The 17,201-nt window shown below is 52.3% G+C and carries 16 protein-coding genes; 3 read left to right on the forward strand and 13 right to left on the reverse strand.

The features are described 5' to 3' along the window. Nucleotides 1-295: 295 nt before the first annotated feature. From crl to gpt, 3 genes are all read right to left on the reverse strand, one after another. On the reverse strand, nucleotides 296-694 hold the full coding sequence (gene crl, locus ABK821_RS23830; RefSeq protein ID WP_308561132.1) for a sigma factor-binding protein Crl: 399 nt from the start codon (nucleotides 692-694) through the stop codon (nucleotides 296-298). A gap of 57 nt (nucleotides 695-751) precedes the next feature. Further along, the gene (gene frsA, locus ABK821_RS23835; protein WP_138363018.1) at nucleotides 752-1,996 is read right to left on the reverse strand and encodes an esterase FrsA; all 1,245 of its coding nucleotides are present in this window, start codon (nucleotides 1,994-1,996) and stop codon (nucleotides 752-754) included. Nucleotides 1,997-2,101: 105 nt separating this feature from the next. Continuing rightward, entirely contained in the window at nucleotides 2,102-2,560 is a 459-nt protein-coding gene (gpt, locus tag ABK821_RS23840; protein ID WP_138363017.1) for a xanthine phosphoribosyltransferase, read from the reverse strand. Nucleotides 2,561-2,817: 257 nt separating this feature from the next. Between gpt and pepD the strand changes: the two genes are divergently transcribed. Then, nucleotides 2,818-4,275 (forward strand): cytosol nonspecific dipeptidase, encoded by a 1,458-nt coding sequence (gene pepD, locus ABK821_RS23845; protein ID WP_343179069.1) that lies wholly within the window; start codon nucleotides 2,818-2,820, stop codon nucleotides 4,273-4,275. A 166-nt stretch (nucleotides 4,276-4,441) separates the two neighbouring features. Here pepD and dinB read toward each other — a convergent pair whose 3' ends face one another. From dinB to ABK821_RS23885, 8 genes are all read right to left on the reverse strand, one after another. Beyond that, complete coding sequence (dinB, locus tag ABK821_RS23850) at nucleotides 4,442-5,497, reverse strand: DNA polymerase IV (RefSeq protein WP_138363015.1); 1,056 nt, start codon at nucleotides 5,495-5,497, stop codon at nucleotides 4,442-4,444. Nucleotides 5,498-5,638: 141 nt separating this feature from the next. Further along, nucleotides 5,639-5,854 (reverse strand): (Na+)-NQR maturation NqrM, encoded by a 216-nt coding sequence (gene nqrM, locus ABK821_RS23855; protein WP_171034948.1) that lies wholly within the window; start codon nucleotides 5,852-5,854, stop codon nucleotides 5,639-5,641. A gap of 2 nt (nucleotides 5,855-5,856) precedes the next feature. Then, nucleotides 5,857-7,080, reverse strand: coding sequence for an NADH:ubiquinone reductase (Na(+)-transporting) subunit F (gene nqrF, locus ABK821_RS23860; RefSeq protein ID WP_138363013.1), 1,224 nt, complete (start codon nucleotides 7,078-7,080; stop codon nucleotides 5,857-5,859). A gap of 11 nt (nucleotides 7,081-7,091) precedes the next feature. After that, a complete protein-coding gene (gene nqrE, locus ABK821_RS23865; protein WP_138363012.1) occupies nucleotides 7,092-7,688 on the reverse strand; it encodes an NADH:ubiquinone reductase (Na(+)-transporting) subunit E in 597 nt (198 codons plus the stop codon). Nucleotides 7,689-7,694: 6 nt separating this feature from the next. Beyond that, nucleotides 7,695-8,333: an NADH:ubiquinone reductase (Na(+)-transporting) subunit D gene (locus ABK821_RS23870; RefSeq protein ID WP_138363011.1), complete on the reverse strand. Its 639-nt coding sequence runs from the start codon at nucleotides 8,331-8,333 to the stop codon at nucleotides 7,695-7,697. Further along, complete coding sequence (locus ABK821_RS23875; protein WP_138363010.1) at nucleotides 8,326-9,120, reverse strand: Na(+)-translocating NADH-quinone reductase subunit C; 795 nt, start codon at nucleotides 9,118-9,120, stop codon at nucleotides 8,326-8,328. The genes ABK821_RS23870 and ABK821_RS23875 overlap by 8 nt, the downstream gene beginning before the upstream one ends. After that, nucleotides 9,113-10,351: an NADH:ubiquinone reductase (Na(+)-transporting) subunit B gene (locus tag ABK821_RS23880; protein WP_138363009.1), complete on the reverse strand. Its 1,239-nt coding sequence runs from the start codon at nucleotides 10,349-10,351 to the stop codon at nucleotides 9,113-9,115. Before ABK821_RS23880 ends, ABK821_RS23875 begins: the two co-directional genes overlap by 8 nt. A gap of 2 nt (nucleotides 10,352-10,353) precedes the next feature. After that, complete coding sequence (locus ABK821_RS23885; protein WP_138363008.1) at nucleotides 10,354-11,697, reverse strand: Na(+)-translocating NADH-quinone reductase subunit A; 1,344 nt, start codon at nucleotides 11,695-11,697, stop codon at nucleotides 10,354-10,356. Nucleotides 11,698-12,109: 412 nt separating this feature from the next. Here ABK821_RS23885 and dpaA point away from each other — a divergent pair, with 412 nt between their 5' ends. Continuing rightward, complete coding sequence (dpaA, locus tag ABK821_RS23890) at nucleotides 12,110-12,850, forward strand: peptidoglycan meso-diaminopimelic acid protein amidase (RefSeq protein WP_138363007.1); 741 nt, start codon at nucleotides 12,110-12,112, stop codon at nucleotides 12,848-12,850. On the opposite strand, the gene ABK821_RS23895 is transcribed toward dpaA, so the two are convergent. Continuing rightward, entirely contained in the window at nucleotides 12,821-13,588 is a 768-nt protein-coding gene (locus tag ABK821_RS23895; RefSeq protein ID WP_138363006.1) for a class II glutamine amidotransferase, read from the reverse strand. The two genes, dpaA and ABK821_RS23895, sit on opposite strands and share 30 nt — an antisense overlap. A 213-nt stretch (nucleotides 13,589-13,801) precedes the next feature. After that, the gene (lpcA, locus tag ABK821_RS23900) at nucleotides 13,802-14,383 is read right to left on the reverse strand and encodes a D-sedoheptulose 7-phosphate isomerase (RefSeq protein ID WP_138363005.1); all 582 of its coding nucleotides are present in this window, start codon (nucleotides 14,381-14,383) and stop codon (nucleotides 13,802-13,804) included. Nucleotides 14,384-14,620: 237 nt separating this feature from the next. Here lpcA and fadE point away from each other — a divergent pair, with 237 nt between their 5' ends. Next, nucleotides 14,621-17,065: an acyl-CoA dehydrogenase FadE gene (gene fadE, locus ABK821_RS23905; RefSeq protein ID WP_138363004.1), complete on the forward strand. Its 2,445-nt coding sequence runs from the start codon at nucleotides 14,621-14,623 to the stop codon at nucleotides 17,063-17,065. Nucleotides 17,066-17,201: the final 136 nt, after the last annotated feature.

The raw sequence follows: 17,201 nt of genomic DNA on the forward strand, positions 1-17,201 counted from the left end.
CGCGCAGCGGCAGGTTTTCAGCGCCATGCCGGGGGTGCAGGGGGACGGGCGAAACGTCCCCCTGCCCGTTCACACGCTGTGGATATAACGAATATCCGCGTATTTATCGTGAACGGAACAGACCACGAAATCTGAATGGGTGAAAACGAAAAATGCGTCATGCTCGCCAGAACCACTGATCGACAGAACCGCTCAGCCAGCCATAAACGCAACTGACACCCCTTAACTGACCAGCATTACGCTACTGAGGCGTGGATTTATCTACTGGCGATAAAATTGATAATTCAGATTAAGATTAGGCCCGAAGCTTAACCGGTTCGCTAAAATCGTCGGCTGGCTCAAGTTTAAGGCTAAATGTCGCCAGCAGCGCCTCGGCTCGTTCGTGAAAATCGCGTAGCGTCTTTGCGAGTTTTTCACTGACTTCAGGATCGTCGATGGCAACCGGGCGCCATTTCCCCTCTTTATCAAATAAACCAAACTGATAGCTATAAGTGAAACGAGAAGCCTCTGCTTCCATTTCCATCCACCATCCCCAGAACTCACGCTTTTCCGGCACGGGTTTAACATTGACGCAAACTGCCAGGCAATCGAAAAAGAAGCGGTTATCTTCACACTGCTCTTCACGGATATAAGGGCCAAGAGCCGTGAATTTCTTAATCAGCTTACTCTTCAGGTGTCCACTCGGTAACGTCATTGCGATCTCCTTTAGTGATACAATGACGTTATCAAATCAATAGAATTTCGCAATATATTAACTGAATCTATAACTAATCCAGCGAGCAATCTGCCGCAGAGCGTGATCGAAATTACGATAAACCGGATTAAACGGAATCTCCAGTAGCTTGCCATCTGTCGATGAAGAGGTAATTAAACGCGACTCTTCTTCCGGACTAAACGGATCGTCTTTCCAGAAACCTGAAAGCATCGGGGTTGGACAACGGCGCCCCAGCAATCCCTGGATCTTTAACGAATAGCGGTTCAGTTCCACACGCAGCGCCTCGTCAGAGGCATCATGCATTCCCAGACGCGAAGCAAAAACATCAAGATACATTTCCGGCACCCGCCCCTGATGCAGCGGGTCAACCAACAGCTCATGCACCACCGGCCCCAGACAGGCGACGGCCTTCAGACGCCGGGATTCAAGATAGCCCAGCCGTACGGCAATATTCGCCCCAAAGCGGAAACCAAATGCAGCGACTCGTGTATGATCGATCCAGGGGACATTTGACAGATGCTGCAGGACATACTGATGCAGCATACTGGTATCCTGAGTCAGCTTACATTTTGATGAGAAGCCAATTGAGGGCATATCCACGGTCAGCATGGCAATACCCAGTGGCGCAAAGTAGTGCTCATACAGGTTGTAATAATCCGTCTGGAGTGCGTCAAGCCCACCGCACATCAATACCGTCGGGAAAGGCCCCTCGCCAGGAGGCATATGCAAGAACCCCGTGATCGGCGCGCCGCCGGGGATGGAGAATTCCAGCTCGCGCAGCTTGCCCGGCAATCGTTGAGCCGCTTCCTCATATGCCCGGTATGCCAGCACCTGCGCCTGTTCAGCCAGTTCATCGCCTTTAATGTGCGGATAGGCGGCAATACTGTACAGGTTTGCCGCATGCAGCCAGTGACGCCCGCTCATCAGGAGATCCTCTTCCTGACCTGCCTTCTGTTGCCAGTCCATCGCCTGTCTGGACCACTCAAAGATCCAGTTGCCGCCGCGGTAGCCGATCACCGTATCGTAAAGCTCCGGATCGGTGCGTTCCGCATCGCTCATCACGATACGCGCCTGCACATCAAGGATCTCCTGTGGCGTAACGCCACGCCAGATCCACATCAAGCGGTTAATCAACCGATACCAGCGATCAACATTATTACCGCTCAACGCGGACTGGACAGGCTGCTGCAGCCCTGTATTAAACCGACGTACCAGCGTAGAGGTTTCCGGATGTTTGAATCGGGGTTTAAACAGCGTTTCGCTAAGGTTATCCTGGGACATGCGCAGTCTCCATCATGTTGCCACTGAAGCTATTGTAACCTGCACAAAGGTAAAAAAAACCACGCCCGGCAAAACCGGGCGTGGTCATTAGCATGTATTGAAAAATTAACGGCCTGCAATAGGCGGTACAAACACGACGCCCATATCCCACGGCTGTTCAATCCAGGTATCTTGTGGAATATCAACAATATAATCATCAACCAGAGGACGACCCGCCGGTTTTGCAAAGATGGTAACAAAATGCGCTTTAGGGTACATTTCACGGATGGCCACAGCGGTGCCTCCGGTATCGACCAGGTCATCAATAACGATGAAGCCTTCTCCGTCGCCTTCTGCACGTTTCAGTACTTTCAGTTCACGCTGGTTATCATGGTCATAACTTGAAATGCAAACGGTATCAACATGACGAATACCCAGCTCACGCGCCAACAGGGCTCCCGGTACCAGACCTCCACGGCTAACGGCAATAATGCCTTTCCACTGTTCAACCGGCAGCAGACGGGTTGCCAGTTTGCGGGCGTGAATCTGCAACATGTCCCAGGTGACGACGTATTTTTCGCTCATGTGAAGTGTCCCAGCCTGTGTAATACGGCTTAAATAATGTTCGATGGGGAAATGGTTGCGCGAGATTATAGAGATCTGACGCGCTAAAAACCAGCGTTAAGCGGATACGGCAACGCTTTTTACGTGGTTTACGCTACCAGAGTACACGGAAAGTGGTATTCTCAACCGCATCGCGCAAGCCTGAGCTTGTAGTGTATTTAATTGCTAACCCCCGATCTGCAAATGACTTTTGCAGATGATTGTAAGGAGACTTACTCGTGTCTGAACTGTCTCAATTATCCCCACAACCGTTATGGGATATTTTTGCCAAAATATGCTCCATTCCCCACCCTTCCTACCACGAAGAACAGCTTGCTGAGCACATTATGGGCTGGGCAAAAGAAAAAGGCATACACGCGGAACGCGACAAGGTTGGCAACATACTGCTTCGTAAAGGCGCCACTGCCGGTATGGAAAACCGCAAGCCGGTCGTACTGCAGGCGCACCTTGATATGGTGCCGCAAAAAAATAACGATACTGTTCATGACTTTACTAAAGACCCGATTCAACCCTATATCGACGGTGAATGGGTCAAAGCACGCGGCACCACGCTCGGCGCGGATAACGGTATCGGCATGGCGTCCTCGCTGGCGGTACTGGCTGACGACAACGTGGCTCACGGTCCGCTGGAAGTGCTGCTGACCATGACGGAAGAAGCCGGTATGGATGGTGCGTTTGGTCTGCAGGCTAACTGGTTGCAGGCGGATATTCTGATTAATACCGACTCCGAAGAAGAAGGTGAAATCTACATGGGCTGTGCGGGAGGGATCGATTTCACCTCCGATCTGCCGCTGACCCGCGAGGCCATTCCGGCCGGTTTCCAGAGCGTTAAGCTGACGCTAAAAGGCCTGAAGGGTGGCCACTCAGGCGGTGAAATTCATCTCGGTTTAGGTAATGCCAACAAACTGCTGGCACGCTTCCTGGCAGATCATGCTGCGGATCTGGATCTGCGTCTGGTCGATTTCAACGGTGGTACGCTGCGTAACGCGATCCCACGTGAAGCCTTTGCCAGCCTGGCTGTAGCCGCGGATAAAACAGAGGCCCTGAAAGCACGGGTCAATGATTATCAGCAGGTCCTGAAAAACGAACTGGCGGCCAAAGAGAAAAATCTGCTGGTGCTGCTGGAACCGGTCGCTAACGACCAGGCTGCGCTGACGACACAATCCCGCGATAGCTTTGTCCGCCTTCTTAATGCGACGCCGAACGGCGTCATCCGTAACTCTGACGTGGCAAAAGGCGTGGTAGAAACCTCTCTGAACGTCGGCGTCGTCACGATGACCAGCGACAACGTACAGATTCATTGCCTGATTCGTTCGTTGATCGATAGCGGTAAAGATTATGTCGTGAGCATGCTGGATTCTCTGGGCAAGCTGGCTGGGGCGAAAACCGAAGCCAAAGGCGCCTATCCGGGCTGGCAACCGGATGCCAACTCTCCGGTAATGCATCTGGTGCGTGAAACCTATCAGCGTCTGTTCAACAAGACGCCGAACATCCAGATAATCCACGCAGGCCTGGAATGCGGCTTGTTCAAAAAACCGTATCCGGAGATGGATATGGTGTCTATCGGCCCAACCATTACCGGCCCTCACTCCCCGGACGAACAGGTTCATATCGAAAGCGTTGGTCAGTACTGGACGCTGCTGACAGAACTGCTGAAAGCCATTCCGGCTAAGTAAGCGATAATCCGGCGGTTACACGCCGCCGGATCTCTTCCGCGCGAATCTACCGTTCCCGTCCCACATTTTTTCCATACGAAAGTGGGTAATCCATTCACCGCGTGGAAAAATATCGCGCACAGCACCGGGAAATCCTCTTCTGTGTAAAGCCTGATGGTTGGCATCATTACAGTCCCAGCACCAGTTGTCTCTCAAGCTGCGGATCAAGTAACGTCACGTGCAGCCCCACCAGCCTGACTCCTCTCCCTCCCCGCCGCTCATGCCAGGTTTTATAGGCGGTAGCGATCAAATCATCTTTATTTAACCGGGGCCAGACATGTTCCTGCGTGGTGAGCTGGAAATCGTTAAATTTTAGTTTGATCCCTTGACGAGCGATCAGCAAATCGGGTTTTACCTTCGCCAGACGTCGTTCCAGTTCCGGATAGAGACTCTCAATAATCGACTGGCACAGATCCCACTGATGGATATCCTCCGCCAGAGTACGTTCCACACCAATCGATTTACGCTGCCGCTCGCTGCTGATTTCTCGTTCATCGATCCCATGGCTGCGCTCCCATAATATCCGACCGAATTTACCAAAACGCTTAAGCAACATCGCCAGATCGCTCTTCTGCACATCTTCGCAGGTTCGTAACCCCATGCTTTCCAGCTTCGCTGCTGAAACTCTACCAACACCCGGGATCTTCGATAACGGCAATGTTTTGACAAATTCTGCGACCTGATGTGGTGCGATGACAAACTGACCGTTGGGTTTGTTCAGATCCGAGGCGATTTTGGCAAGAAATTTTACTGGTGCAACCCCGGCGGAAGCGGTCAAATTTAACTCGCGCTGAATTGTCTCACGGATCTCCTGCGCCATCCGTGTCGCGGATCCCTGGCAATGAACGCTGTCGCTAACATCAAGATAGGCTTCGTCCAGCGATAACGGTTCAATTAACGAGGTATAGCGGGAAAAAATCTCCCGGATATGATTCGATGCCTCTTTGTAAGCGTCAAAACGGCCGGGCAGCAAGGTCAAATGCGGGCAAAGCTTGAGGGCGGTGGCGGTCGGCATGGCGCTGCGCACGCCGTATTTACGCGCCGGATAGTTGGCCGTACTGATGACGCCGCGCTGCACCCGGCTACCGCCAATAGCAACAGGAATATCGCGCAGGGTCGGGTTGTCACGCATTTCAACCGCCGCGAAGAAACAGTCCATATCAACATGGATGATTTTGCGCATAGTTAACCCTCACTCACAACTGTATAAGTATACAGCATAAATCAGGTCATTGAGAAGGGAGGCATTGTAAGAGGCGAGGGATATCATGGGGTGAATAACCCGGCGTCGCTATGACTGACCGGGTTAAGGGAACGGAAGAGACTAGAGAATGCGCTTTTGCTGACGCTGCGACTCAAGAGCAATGCGTTTTTTACGCGCATCACAGGGCTCAGGGCAGTCGCAGACTTTTTCCATCCCCAGCGAGGCGATCCCGCCACAGCTCCCCTGAATGCTCTTGCGCTTGATCAGGTATCCCAGCGACATTCCCAGAATAACCAGCGCAAAAATAACAAAGGTCGCCACAAAAATCGTCAGCATCATCAGCCTCCAAAATCGTCCAGCATGATGTTTTCATCCTCAACGCCCAGATCTTTGAGCATTTTAATCACCGCGGCGTTCATAACCGGTGGGCCACACATATAAAATTCACAGTCTTCCGGCGCCGGATGATCGCGAAGGTAATTTTCATACAGGACGTTATGGATAAAACCGGTATACCCGGTCCAGTTATCTTCCTCCAGCGGATCGGAGAGTGCCACATGGAAGGTAAAATTTGGATTATCCCGCGCCAGCTGTTCAAATTCTTCGCCGTAGAACATCTCGCGCAGGGAGCGCGCACCATACCAGAAACTAATTTTACGCGTGCTGCGCAGTCGTTTGAGCTGATCAAAAATATGTGAGCGCATTGGTGCCATCCCTGCCCCACCGCCGATAAACACCATCTCTGCATTGGTCTCTTTGGCAAAAAATTCGCCAAACGGCCCGGAAATCGTAACTTTATCGCCAGCTTTCAGTGACCAGATATAGGAAGACATAATACCCGGCGGTGCGTCCGGCACTTGCGGCGGCGGCGTCGCAATACGCACGTTGAGCATAATGATGCCTTTCTCTTGCGGATAGTTGGCCATCGAATAGGCGCGCAACGTGGGTTCTTTCACCTCGGAAACGTAGCGGAAAAGATTAAACTTTTCCCAGTCATCCCGGTATTCGTTCGGGATATCAAAATCGGCATACGCCACCTTATGTGACGGACACTCAATCTGAATATAGCCGCCTGCGCGGAATGGCACCTCATCACCGTCCGGTACACGCAGCTTCAGCTCTTTGATAAAAGTGGCTTTGTTATCGTTGGAGATTACCTCGCACTGCCACTTTTTAACCCCAAAAATCTCTTCCGGCAGCTCGATTTTCATATTTTGCTTTACCGCGACCTGGCAAGCCAGGCGGCAACCTTCTCTCGCCTCACGTTTGGAGATATGAGAGAGTTCGGTTGGCAGTATATCGCCGCCGCCTTCTTTCACCATCACCCGACACTGACCGCATGAACCGCCGCCACCGCAGGCTGATGAGACGAAAATACCGTTGCTGGAGAGCGTATTCAGGAGCTTATCCCCCGCAGGAGTACGAATCTGCTTATCCGCTTCGTTGTTGATTTCAATGACCACATCGCCCGCATTCACCAGCTTTGCACGCGCAGCAAGTATCAGCCCCGATAGCACCAGGACGATCAGCGTGAACATCACTACGCCAAGAATAATTTCCATACTTTCCGCCCTTATAGCTGCACACCGGAAAATGACATAAAGCCCAGCGCCATCAGACCCGTGGTAATAAAGGTGATCCCTAACCCACGCAAACCAGCAGGCACGTTCGCGTACTTCATTTTTTCACGGATGCCCGCCATCGCCACAATCGCCAGCATCCAGCCAATGCCTGAGCCGAAGCCGTAAACGATGGATTCAGTGAAGTTATAGTCACGCTGGACCATGAAAGAAACGCCGCCAAAAATCGCACAGTTAACGGCAATTAACGGTAAGAAGATCCCCAACGCGTTATAGAGCGCCGGGAAATACTTATCGAGGATCATCTCCAGGATCTGTACCAGCGCCGCAATAACACCAATAAAAGTGATAAAGTTAAGGAAACTTAAGTCGACGCCTTCCACCAGTGCGCCGTCGCGCAGCACCAGGTTATACACCAGATTATTAATCGGTACCGACAATCCAAGCACCACGGTAACCGTCAGCCCAAGGCCAAACGCGGTCGAGACCTTTTTCGATACCGCAAGAAACGTACACATTCCCAGAAAGAAGGCCAGAGCCATGTTTTCCACAAACACAGCGCGGACAAACAGGCTAATGTAATGAGCCATAATCGGTTACTCCTTTTCCTGCTGCTCAGGCTTCCAGCTGCGCACGGCCCAGATCAACAAACCGATAATGAAGAACGCGCTCGGCGCCAAAAGAAACAGGCCATTTGGCTGATACCAGCCGCCGTTCTGCACCGTCTCCATAACCGTTATTCCAAACAGCTTGCCAGTACCAATAAGTTCACGCAGGAAACCGACAATCATCAGAATCGCGCCATACCCCAGGCCATTGCCAATACCGTCCAGAAAGCTCGCTAACGGCGGTGACTTCATGGCATAGGCTTCCGCTCGCCCCATCACAATACAGTTAGTGATAATAAGCCCGACAAATACAGACAGTTGTTTGGAGATCTCATAAGCAAAAGCGCGCAGCAACTGGTCAACCACAATGACCAGCGAGGCGATAATCGCCATCTGCACAATAATGCGCACACTATTCGGTATGTGATGACGGATCATCGAGATAAACATGCTGGAAAATGCCGTAACCAGCGTCACCGCGACAGTCATAACGAAAGCAGTTTCCAGTTTGGTGGTCACCGCCAGCGCAGAACAAACGCCAAGAACCTGCAGCGTGATAGGGTTATTCGCGAGAAGCGGCCCCACCAGCACACGCTTCATTTCTTTCGTATCGACCAAATCAGCCATTATTCAGCTCCCCCTCGCGCACTTTATGCAGGAATGGCCCAAAGCCCAGTTCCCCCATCCAGAAATCAAAACTATGCTGTACACCATTCGAGGTGAGTGTTGCGCCTGACAACCCATCAACCGCGTGTATATCGCCAGGGCGCGCCCCGCCTTTTACGATTCTCAGCGCAGGCATACCTTTATCATTGAGTACCTGCTTACCAACAAACTGCTGACGCCAGTTCGGGTTTTCTATTTCTCCCCCCAAACCTGGGGTTTCGCCATGATCGTACCAGGTAACCCCTTTGAGCGTACGTCCATCTGTTTCCAGTGCCACGAAGGCATACATTACCGACCACAGACCGTTACCGTAAATCGGCAGCACTATTTCCTGGATCCGCTGCTTTTCATCGCGCACCAGATAAATTTCGACAATATTACTGCGGCGTTTGATGCCGGCAGGATCCTGGCTGGCCGCCAGTTGGATGCTCTGCTGTGGATCTTTCAGCGCCAGGGACTGATTGAACTTGCCCGGATCTTTATCCAGCAATTCACCGGTGGATAAATCGACTAATCGCGGAGAAATTCGGGCGTTAAAGACGTCAGCGATGTTATCTTCATCCATCCCCGGCGTCATCAGACCAGCAACCGACAGAATATTTCGCTGTTTATCCAGAGCGCGCTGTTCTTGCTGGCGCGATTTCAACCCCACGGCAGAACCGGCAACCACGATGGAGCAGACCAGGCAAAGCACCAGCACCACCAGCAGCGTTTTGCCGATGCTATCGTTACTTTTATGCTCAGCCACGCAACTTCCTCCGCTTAATATTGGCCCGCACCACCAGGTAATCGAATAGCGGCGCAAAGAGGTTGGCGAAAAGGATCGCCAGCATCATCCCTTCCGGATAAGCCGGATTGACCACCCGAATCAGTACGCACATCACGCCAATCAGCAGGCCATAGCTCCATTTACCTTTATCCGTAAACGACGCCGATACCGGATCTGTCGCCATAAACATCATGCCGAAAGCAAAACCGCCGAGCACCAGATGCCAGTACCACGGCATAGCAAACAGCGGATTGGTATCAGAACCAATGAAATTAAACAGCGTCGCGGTAGCAACCATACCGATCAGGACCCCGGCGACAATGCGCCAGGAGGCCACGCGACCAAAGATAATGATTGCACCGCCAATCAGAATCATCAGCGTCGAAACTTCGCCAATCGAGCCCGGTATATTCCCCAGAAAGGCGTCCATCCAGCTCACCGGCTGACCGGTAGCAGCGTTAACCAGCGATTCACCACCGCCACTCGCCCACTGAGATAGCGGTGTCGCGCCGGAAAAGCCATCAGCAGCGGTCCACACCAGATCGCCGGAAATCTGTGCCGGATAAGCGAAGAACAAAAACGCACGTCCCGCAAGAGCAGGGTTAAGGAAATTACGTCCGGTTCCCCCAAAGATTTCCTTTGCAATGACAACCCCAAATGAAATTCCAAGTGCGGCCTGCCAGAGCGGCAACGATGGCGGAACAATCAGAGCAAACAGAATTGAGGTAACAAAAAAGCCTTCATTGACTTCGTGTTTACGCACGATAGCGAAGAGAACTTCCCAGAATCCGCCGACAACAAACACGGTGATGTAGATAGGCAGGAAGAATATCGCTCCCAGCGCCATCATACTGAGCCAACCGGCATCAGCGGTGAAGCTAACCCCCAGCCACTGCGCAATGCTGTAGTGCCAGTTCCCGGCGATAACCTGCGGTAGTTGTTCGGCGCCATATAGCTTATACAGCGCCGGAATGGTCTGCTGGCCAACGTTATACATTCCCCAGAACATCGCCGGGAACACCGCGAACCAGACCAGAATCATCATCCGCTTCAAATCGATGGCATCTCTGACATGCGCCGCACCGCGCGTCACCTGCCCCGGAGTGTAAAACAACGTCGCCGTCGCTTCGAACAGCGGGTAGTATTTCTCCAGCTTGCCACCCGGCATAAAGTGCGGCTCAAGTTTTTCGAACAGTTTCTTTAAGCCCATCCTTATCCTTCCTGCTCAATTCGGGTTAACACACTGCGCAATACCGGGCCATATTCATACTTGCCGGGGCAGACATAGGTGCAAAGCGCCAGGTCTTCTTCATCCAGCTCCAGACAACCCAGCGCTTGAGCGCTATCGGTATCGCCTGCCAGCAAATCACGCAGCAACATTGTTGGCAGGATATCCAGCGGCATCACGCGCTCATAGTTGCCAATTGGCACCATCGCGCGCTCTCCACCGTGAGTATTGGTCGAGAAGTTGAACAGTTTATGCCTGAGGAAATGGCCAAAGGTGGTGCGGGTGATGGAGAATTTATCTTTCCCCGGCATCACCCAGCCGAACAGCTCCTTCTCACGCCCCTCTTTCACCACGCTGACCTGTAAATGAAAGCGCCCAAGAAAAGCATGAGGCCCACACGCGTGAGTTCCGCTAAGGACTGAACCGGAAATGACGCGGTTTTCATCATTCAGCAATTCATCTGCCAGTAGTTCATCAAGGCAGGCGCCTAAGCAGGTTCGCACCAGACGAGGTTCTTTGACCTGTGGGCCGCCGAGAGAGATGATGCGTTCGCTGTACAATTCCCCTTCGAGGAATAATTTCCCAATGGCGATAACATCCTGATAGTTGAGATGCCAGACCTGTTTTTTCAGGCTGACAGGCTCGATAAAATGGATATGCGTCCCCACCAGTCCGGCCGGATGCGGCCCGGCAAACTGGTTGAATGCCACTTGCCCGCTGGGATGCCCGCCAAGCTTGCCGCCGCTGGCCTGACACACATGGACTTTACCGTCAGTCAGCCGCGTCAGCAGAGTCAGACCGGCATCAAAAGCCTCACGCTGCAGCAATATGATTGGCTGAGGTTCGGCCGCCAGTGGGTTCGTATCCATCGCGTTAACGAAAATAGCCGCCGGCACGCTGCCCGGTACGGGGGTTTTACTGAAAGGACGGGTACGGAACGCCGTCCACTGTCCGGACTCCAGCAGTTGTCTCTGCACGCTCTCACGGGTTAATCCAGCAAGTTCGGCTAAGTCAAAACGGGGGAAATGGACGGCATCATCGCCATTTACTTCGATAACCACCGATTGCAGAACCCGCCGCTCGCCGCGATGTATAGCGCTGACGATACCGCTGGCGGGGGCAGTAAAGCGCACCCCAGGTGCCTTTTTATCTTCAAACAGGAGTTGCCCTTTCTGGACCCGATCGCCCTCTTGCACAGCCATAGAGGGACGCATGCCGACATACTCTTCCCCTAACAGAGCAACATGTCTGGCAGCGCTCTTCGAAAAAATTTGCTGTGATGGCATGCCAGCTATGGGCAAATTCAGCCCTTTCGTGATTTTAATCATATCGTTAGCAGGTATCCCGTAACCTAAACTCCGACATCGTGCCAGAGCCAACATCAGTGATGGAAAATAAGAGAAAAAAGAACACCATAGTCCAGGTGATTCATATGACGGGAGAGAAGCATCCCTTCTTACCCTGATGGTTTAGCGGGTCAAGTGTAACATTTTATGAGCGAAGCCTGTAGACAAACTGCCATTAAGTCATTCTAAAATGCGAGCTATTACGCAAAGTTCAGGCTGTGTTTTACCGTGAAATGGGCTGTAACGAAAAACTAAAATGTAAACGTAGCATATCGTGCTTGCGAAAAACTGCCGTGATGCTAATGTGAGCGTTCTAACTCCAGAAAACTCTGATTTCGGGTCTCTTTTGCCGTCCTGGCAATGTGGTTGTTTGTTTTATCAAGGAACAAGTAGTATGCGCAAAATCGCATTTTTTATTGCGATGCTCCTGTTGCCATGCGTGTCATTCGCAGGGCTACTCAGCAGTAATAGCTCGACAACGCCGATGAGCAAAGAATATAAGCAGCAATTAATGGGCTCACCGGTCTACATTGAGATCTTTAAAGAAGAGCGCACGCTCGATCTTTACGTCAAAATGGGCGAAACCTGGCAGCTTCTTGATAGCTACCGAATCTGTAACTACTCCGGCGGTCTTGGTCCCAAACAGCGTCAGGGCGATTTTAAGAGCCCCGAAGGGTTCTATACCGTTACCCGCAGCCAGCTAAAACCTGACAGCCGTTTCTATAAAGCTATCAATATCGGCTTCCCAAACGCTTACGACCGCGCACATGGTTATGAAGGTAAATACCTGATGATCCACGGAGCTTGCGTATCCGTCGGCTGTTATGCCATGACGGATGCCAGCATTGATGAGATTTTCCAGTTCGTCACCGGCGCGTTAGTCTTCGGCCAGCCCAGCGTTCAGGTGAGCATATATCCTTTCCGCATGACCGATGCCAACATGGCGCGTCACAAGTACTCCTATTTTGCCGATTTCTGGAAACAGCTGAAACCCGGGTATGACTACTTCCAGCAGACGCATAAGCCGCCTGTGGTTTCCGTCGTCAATGGCCGCTACGTGGTGAGCAAACCGCTCAGCCACGACGTTGTTCAGCCGCAACTTGCCTCAAACTACACGCTCTCCGAGGCGAAATAACGCCCATTCGCCCGGCATAATTTTATGCCAGGTTTCATTGCCGGTGAGCGGCTGAGTAGCGATAACGGAGACCACATCATTCGGCGTGGTCTCGCGTTGAAAGTCAATTTCTACATCCTGATCCAGCAATGTCGCTACGCCGAATGGTGCCCGTCGCGTAATCCAGTACAAATTAGTTGAGCAAAACGCCATAATGTAGCGGCCATCGGATAGCAGCATATTAAATACGCCTTTCTCACGCAGCTCGCCCGCCAGGGTGGCAATAAACCTGAAAACCTCAACCCTATCATCCGGCATTTTTGGATAACGCTCGGTTATGCTGTGCAACAACCAGCAAAAGGCTTTTTCGCTGTCAGTCTCACCAATCGGATGCAGATTTCCCGTCTCCAGGGACTCATAGCCTGTCAGTTGACCGTTATGCGCATAAGTCCAGTTGCGCCCCCACAGTTCGCGGGTAAAGGGATGGGTATTTTCAAGCGCAACGACACCGCGGTTAGCCTGGCGAATATGGGCGATGACCGAGCAAGACTTGATAGGATACTCCTGCACCAGCTTCGCAATCGGCGACTGAAAGCTAGGCTGCGGATCTTTAAATGTGCGACAACCTTTACCTTCATAGAAGGTAATGCCCCAGCCATCTTTATGCGGTCCGGTTCCGCCACCACGCTGAACCAGTCCAGTAAAACTAAAGCAAATATCTGTTGGCACATTCGCGCTCATCCCGAGCAATTCGCACATACATCACCTCATACAACACAACTGAAACAGAAAAGGCGTTATTGGTGCAGTCAGTCTGAACACCGACCAGCGCGCAAAAACCGGGCGAACTTAATATACCGGAGGATTTGACTCGCTACGCTCGCCTTCTCCGGGCCACCGCAAGCGGCCCCCAAAATGCGGCAACGCTTTGGGAGGCCCGCTGGCGTACAAAATGGCTAACAAGATAGCCTTTTACGCCTTAACCATCTCTTTTTCGATTAGCATAATCAGGATATGAATCACTTTAATATGGATTTCCTGAATGCGATCGGCGTAGCCAAAATGCGGTACGCGTATTTCAACATCGGCAGTTCCCGCCATTTTACCGCCATCCTTACCGGTCAGAGTAATTACTTTCATCCCCTGAGCACGGGCAGCTTCAATCGCTTTAATAACGTTACCGGAGTTACCGGAAGTGGAAATCCCCAGTAACACGTCGCCCATACGGCCAACCGATTCGACATAGCGAGAGAAAACATATTCATAACCAAAATCATTGCTCACACAAGAGAGATGGCTTACATCTGAAATCGCAATGGCCGGATAGCCCGGGCGATTTTCCCGATAGCGCCCGGTCAGTTCTTCCGCAAAATGCATCGCATCGCAGTGCGAACCGCCGTTCCCGCAGGAAAGCACTTTACCGCCAGCCTTAAAGCTATCCGCCAGCAGCACCGCTGCACGCTGAATCGCATGAATATTAGCTTCATCCTGCAGAAAATTAGCCAGCGTTTCGGCGGCTTCGTTCAGTTCGTTACGAATAAGATCCTGGTACATGAGGATAATCCTTCAGTATTTGTGGGATAACCCAGGCAGTTTACCGGATAGCCGTCGCAGCGAGAAGCAGCAGACACTCTGATCCCTTGTCCCTTTGATTTTATGTGCCGCTTTTACATACAACAATGTGAGCACCGTTGTAATTATTTTGTAAACACGTTGCTAAATCAAATGACATCCACTACAACCATATCATTACAAGTGGTCAGACCTCCTACAAGACAGGGAGCCTTTTCTATGATGATTTTGAGTATTGTTGCAACCGTTGTTTTACTCGGCGCGCTCTTCTATCACCGAATCACTCTGCTGCTCAGTAGTACAATTTTGCTTGTCTGGACCGCTGCACTCAGCGTCGCCGGGTTATGGAATATCTGGCTGTTGATCCCACTGGCCATCATTCTGTTGCCGTTCAACCTGGCACCAATGCGCAAGTCGATGATTTCAGCCCCGGCTTTCCGCGCTTTCCGCAAAGTCATGCCACCCATGTCGCGTACAGAGAAAGAAGCCATCGATGCCGGAACCACATGGTGGGAGGGCGACCTGTTTCGTGGTAACCCCGACTGGCAAAAGTTGCACAATTATCCGCAACCGCGCCTGACCGCCGAAGAACAGGCCTTTATTGATGGTCCTGTAGAAGAAGCCTGCCGGATGGCGAATGATTTCGCCATTACCCATGAAATGGCCGATCTGCCGCCGGAACTTTGGGCTTATCTGAAAAAGCATCGTTTCTTCGCGATGATCATAAAAAAAGAGTACGGCGGCCTGGCGTTTTCCGCTTATGCCCAGGCTCGCGTGCTGCAAAAACTGTCGGGCGTCTCAGGGATTCTGGCGATTACCGTTGGTGTGCCTAATTCATTAGGCCCCGGAGAGCTGCTGCAACATTACGGTACTGAAGAACAGAAGAATCACTATTTGCCTCGTCTGGCAAGCGGTCAGGAAATTCCGTGTTTCGCGCTAACCAGTCCGGAAGCAGGCTCCGATGCAGGGGCCATTCCGGATACCGGCGTGGTTTGCATGGGCGAATGGCACGGCGAACAGGTGCTGGGTATGCGCCTGACCTGGAACAAACGCTACATCACGCTGGCGCCAATCGCCACGGTACTGGGGCTGGCGTTTAAACTCTCCGATCCCGATCATCTGCTGGGGGAGGAAGAAGAGCCTGGTATCACCTGCGCCCTGATCCCGACAACCACGCCGGGCGTTGAAATCGGACGCCGCCATTTCCCGCTGAACGTTCCGTTCCAGAATGGGCCGACCCAGGGGAAAGATATTTTCGTTCCCATCGACTACATTATTGGCGGCCCGTCGATGGCCGGCCAGGGGTGGCGGATGCTGGTGGAATGCTTATCCGTGGGCCGTGGCATCACTTTGCCGTCAAACGCCACGGGCGGCCTGAAATCCGTCGCCATGGCTACCGGCGCCTACGCGCATATTCGCCGCCAGTTCAAAATCTCTATCGGAAAAATGGAAGGGATTGAGGAACCGCTGGCGAGAATCGCTGGTAACGCCTACGTGATGGATGCCGCGGCTTCGCTGATTACCAGCGGTATTATGCTTGGCGAAAAACCGGCGGTGCTTTCGGCGATTGTGAAGTATCACTGCACTCACCGCGGTCAGCGTTCGATTATTGACGCAATGGATATTACCGGCGGTAAAGGCATTATGCTCGGCACCAGTAATTTCCTGGCGCGCGCCTACCAGGGCGCACCGATAGCAATCACCGTAGAAGGGGCGAATATACTTACGCGCAGCATGATGATCTTCGGCCAGGGGGCCATCCGTTGTCATCCTTATGTATTGGATGAAATGGCAGCTGCGCAGAATAACGATCTTAACGCTTTCGATAAGCTGCTGTTTAAACATATCGGCCACGTGGGCAGTAACAAAGTGCGCAGTTTCTGGCTGGGCCTGACCCGCGGTCTCACCAGCAGTTCGCCGACCCGAGATGTCACCCGTCGCTACTACCAGCATATGAATCGCCTGAGCGCCAACCTGGCTCTGTTGTCAGATGTCTCAATGGCTGTACTGGGCGGTAGCCTGAAGCGTCGAGAGCGAATTTCCGCCCGTCTCGGCGATGTGCTGAGCCAGCTCTACATGGCCTCTGCGACCCTGAAACGTTATGACGATGAAGGGCGTAATGAAGCCGATTTGCCACTGGTTCACTGGGGCGTGCAGGATGCGCTGTATCAGGCTGAGCAGGCGATTGACGATCTGCTGGTCAATTTCCCAAATCGGCTGGTGGCCGGTGTGCTTCGCGTGGCTATCTTCCCTACAGGCCGTCATTATCAGGCGCCATCAGACAAGCTGGATCACAAAGTGGCGAAAATACTGCAAGTTCCGAGCGCGACCCGTTCGCGTATCGGCCGTGGTCAGTATCTGACGCCGAGCGAGCATAACCCAGTCGGCCTGCTGGAAGAGGCGTTGCTCGATGTTATCGCAGCGGAGCCGATCCATCAGCGCATCTGCAAAGAGTCAGGCAAAAATCTGTCGTTTACTCGTCTTGATGATCTGGCCCATAACGCGCTGGCAAAAGGATTCATCAATCAGGACGAAGCGGATATTCTGCTGCGTGCCGAAAGAAGTCGTCTGCGCAGTATTAACGTTGACGATTTTGCGCCAGATGCGCTGGCGACACGTCCGGTAAAGCCAGCAGAGAAAGTACGCGAAATTGAGGCCGCTTAGAAAGCAGAACATAACAACATCACGACCGAGGCGGGCATTCCCCGCCTCTTTTTTGCTGGCGAACGGCCATAATACATTTCCAGACTTATCATTTTTTTTGCAAAATATTCCGCGAGCTATCCACCGGCTGATATGG

It is taken from the genome of Klebsiella sp. KE9456 (assembly GCF_043832615.1).
Classification (GTDB): domain Bacteria; phylum Pseudomonadota; class Gammaproteobacteria; order Enterobacterales; family Enterobacteriaceae; genus Klebsiella; species Klebsiella indica.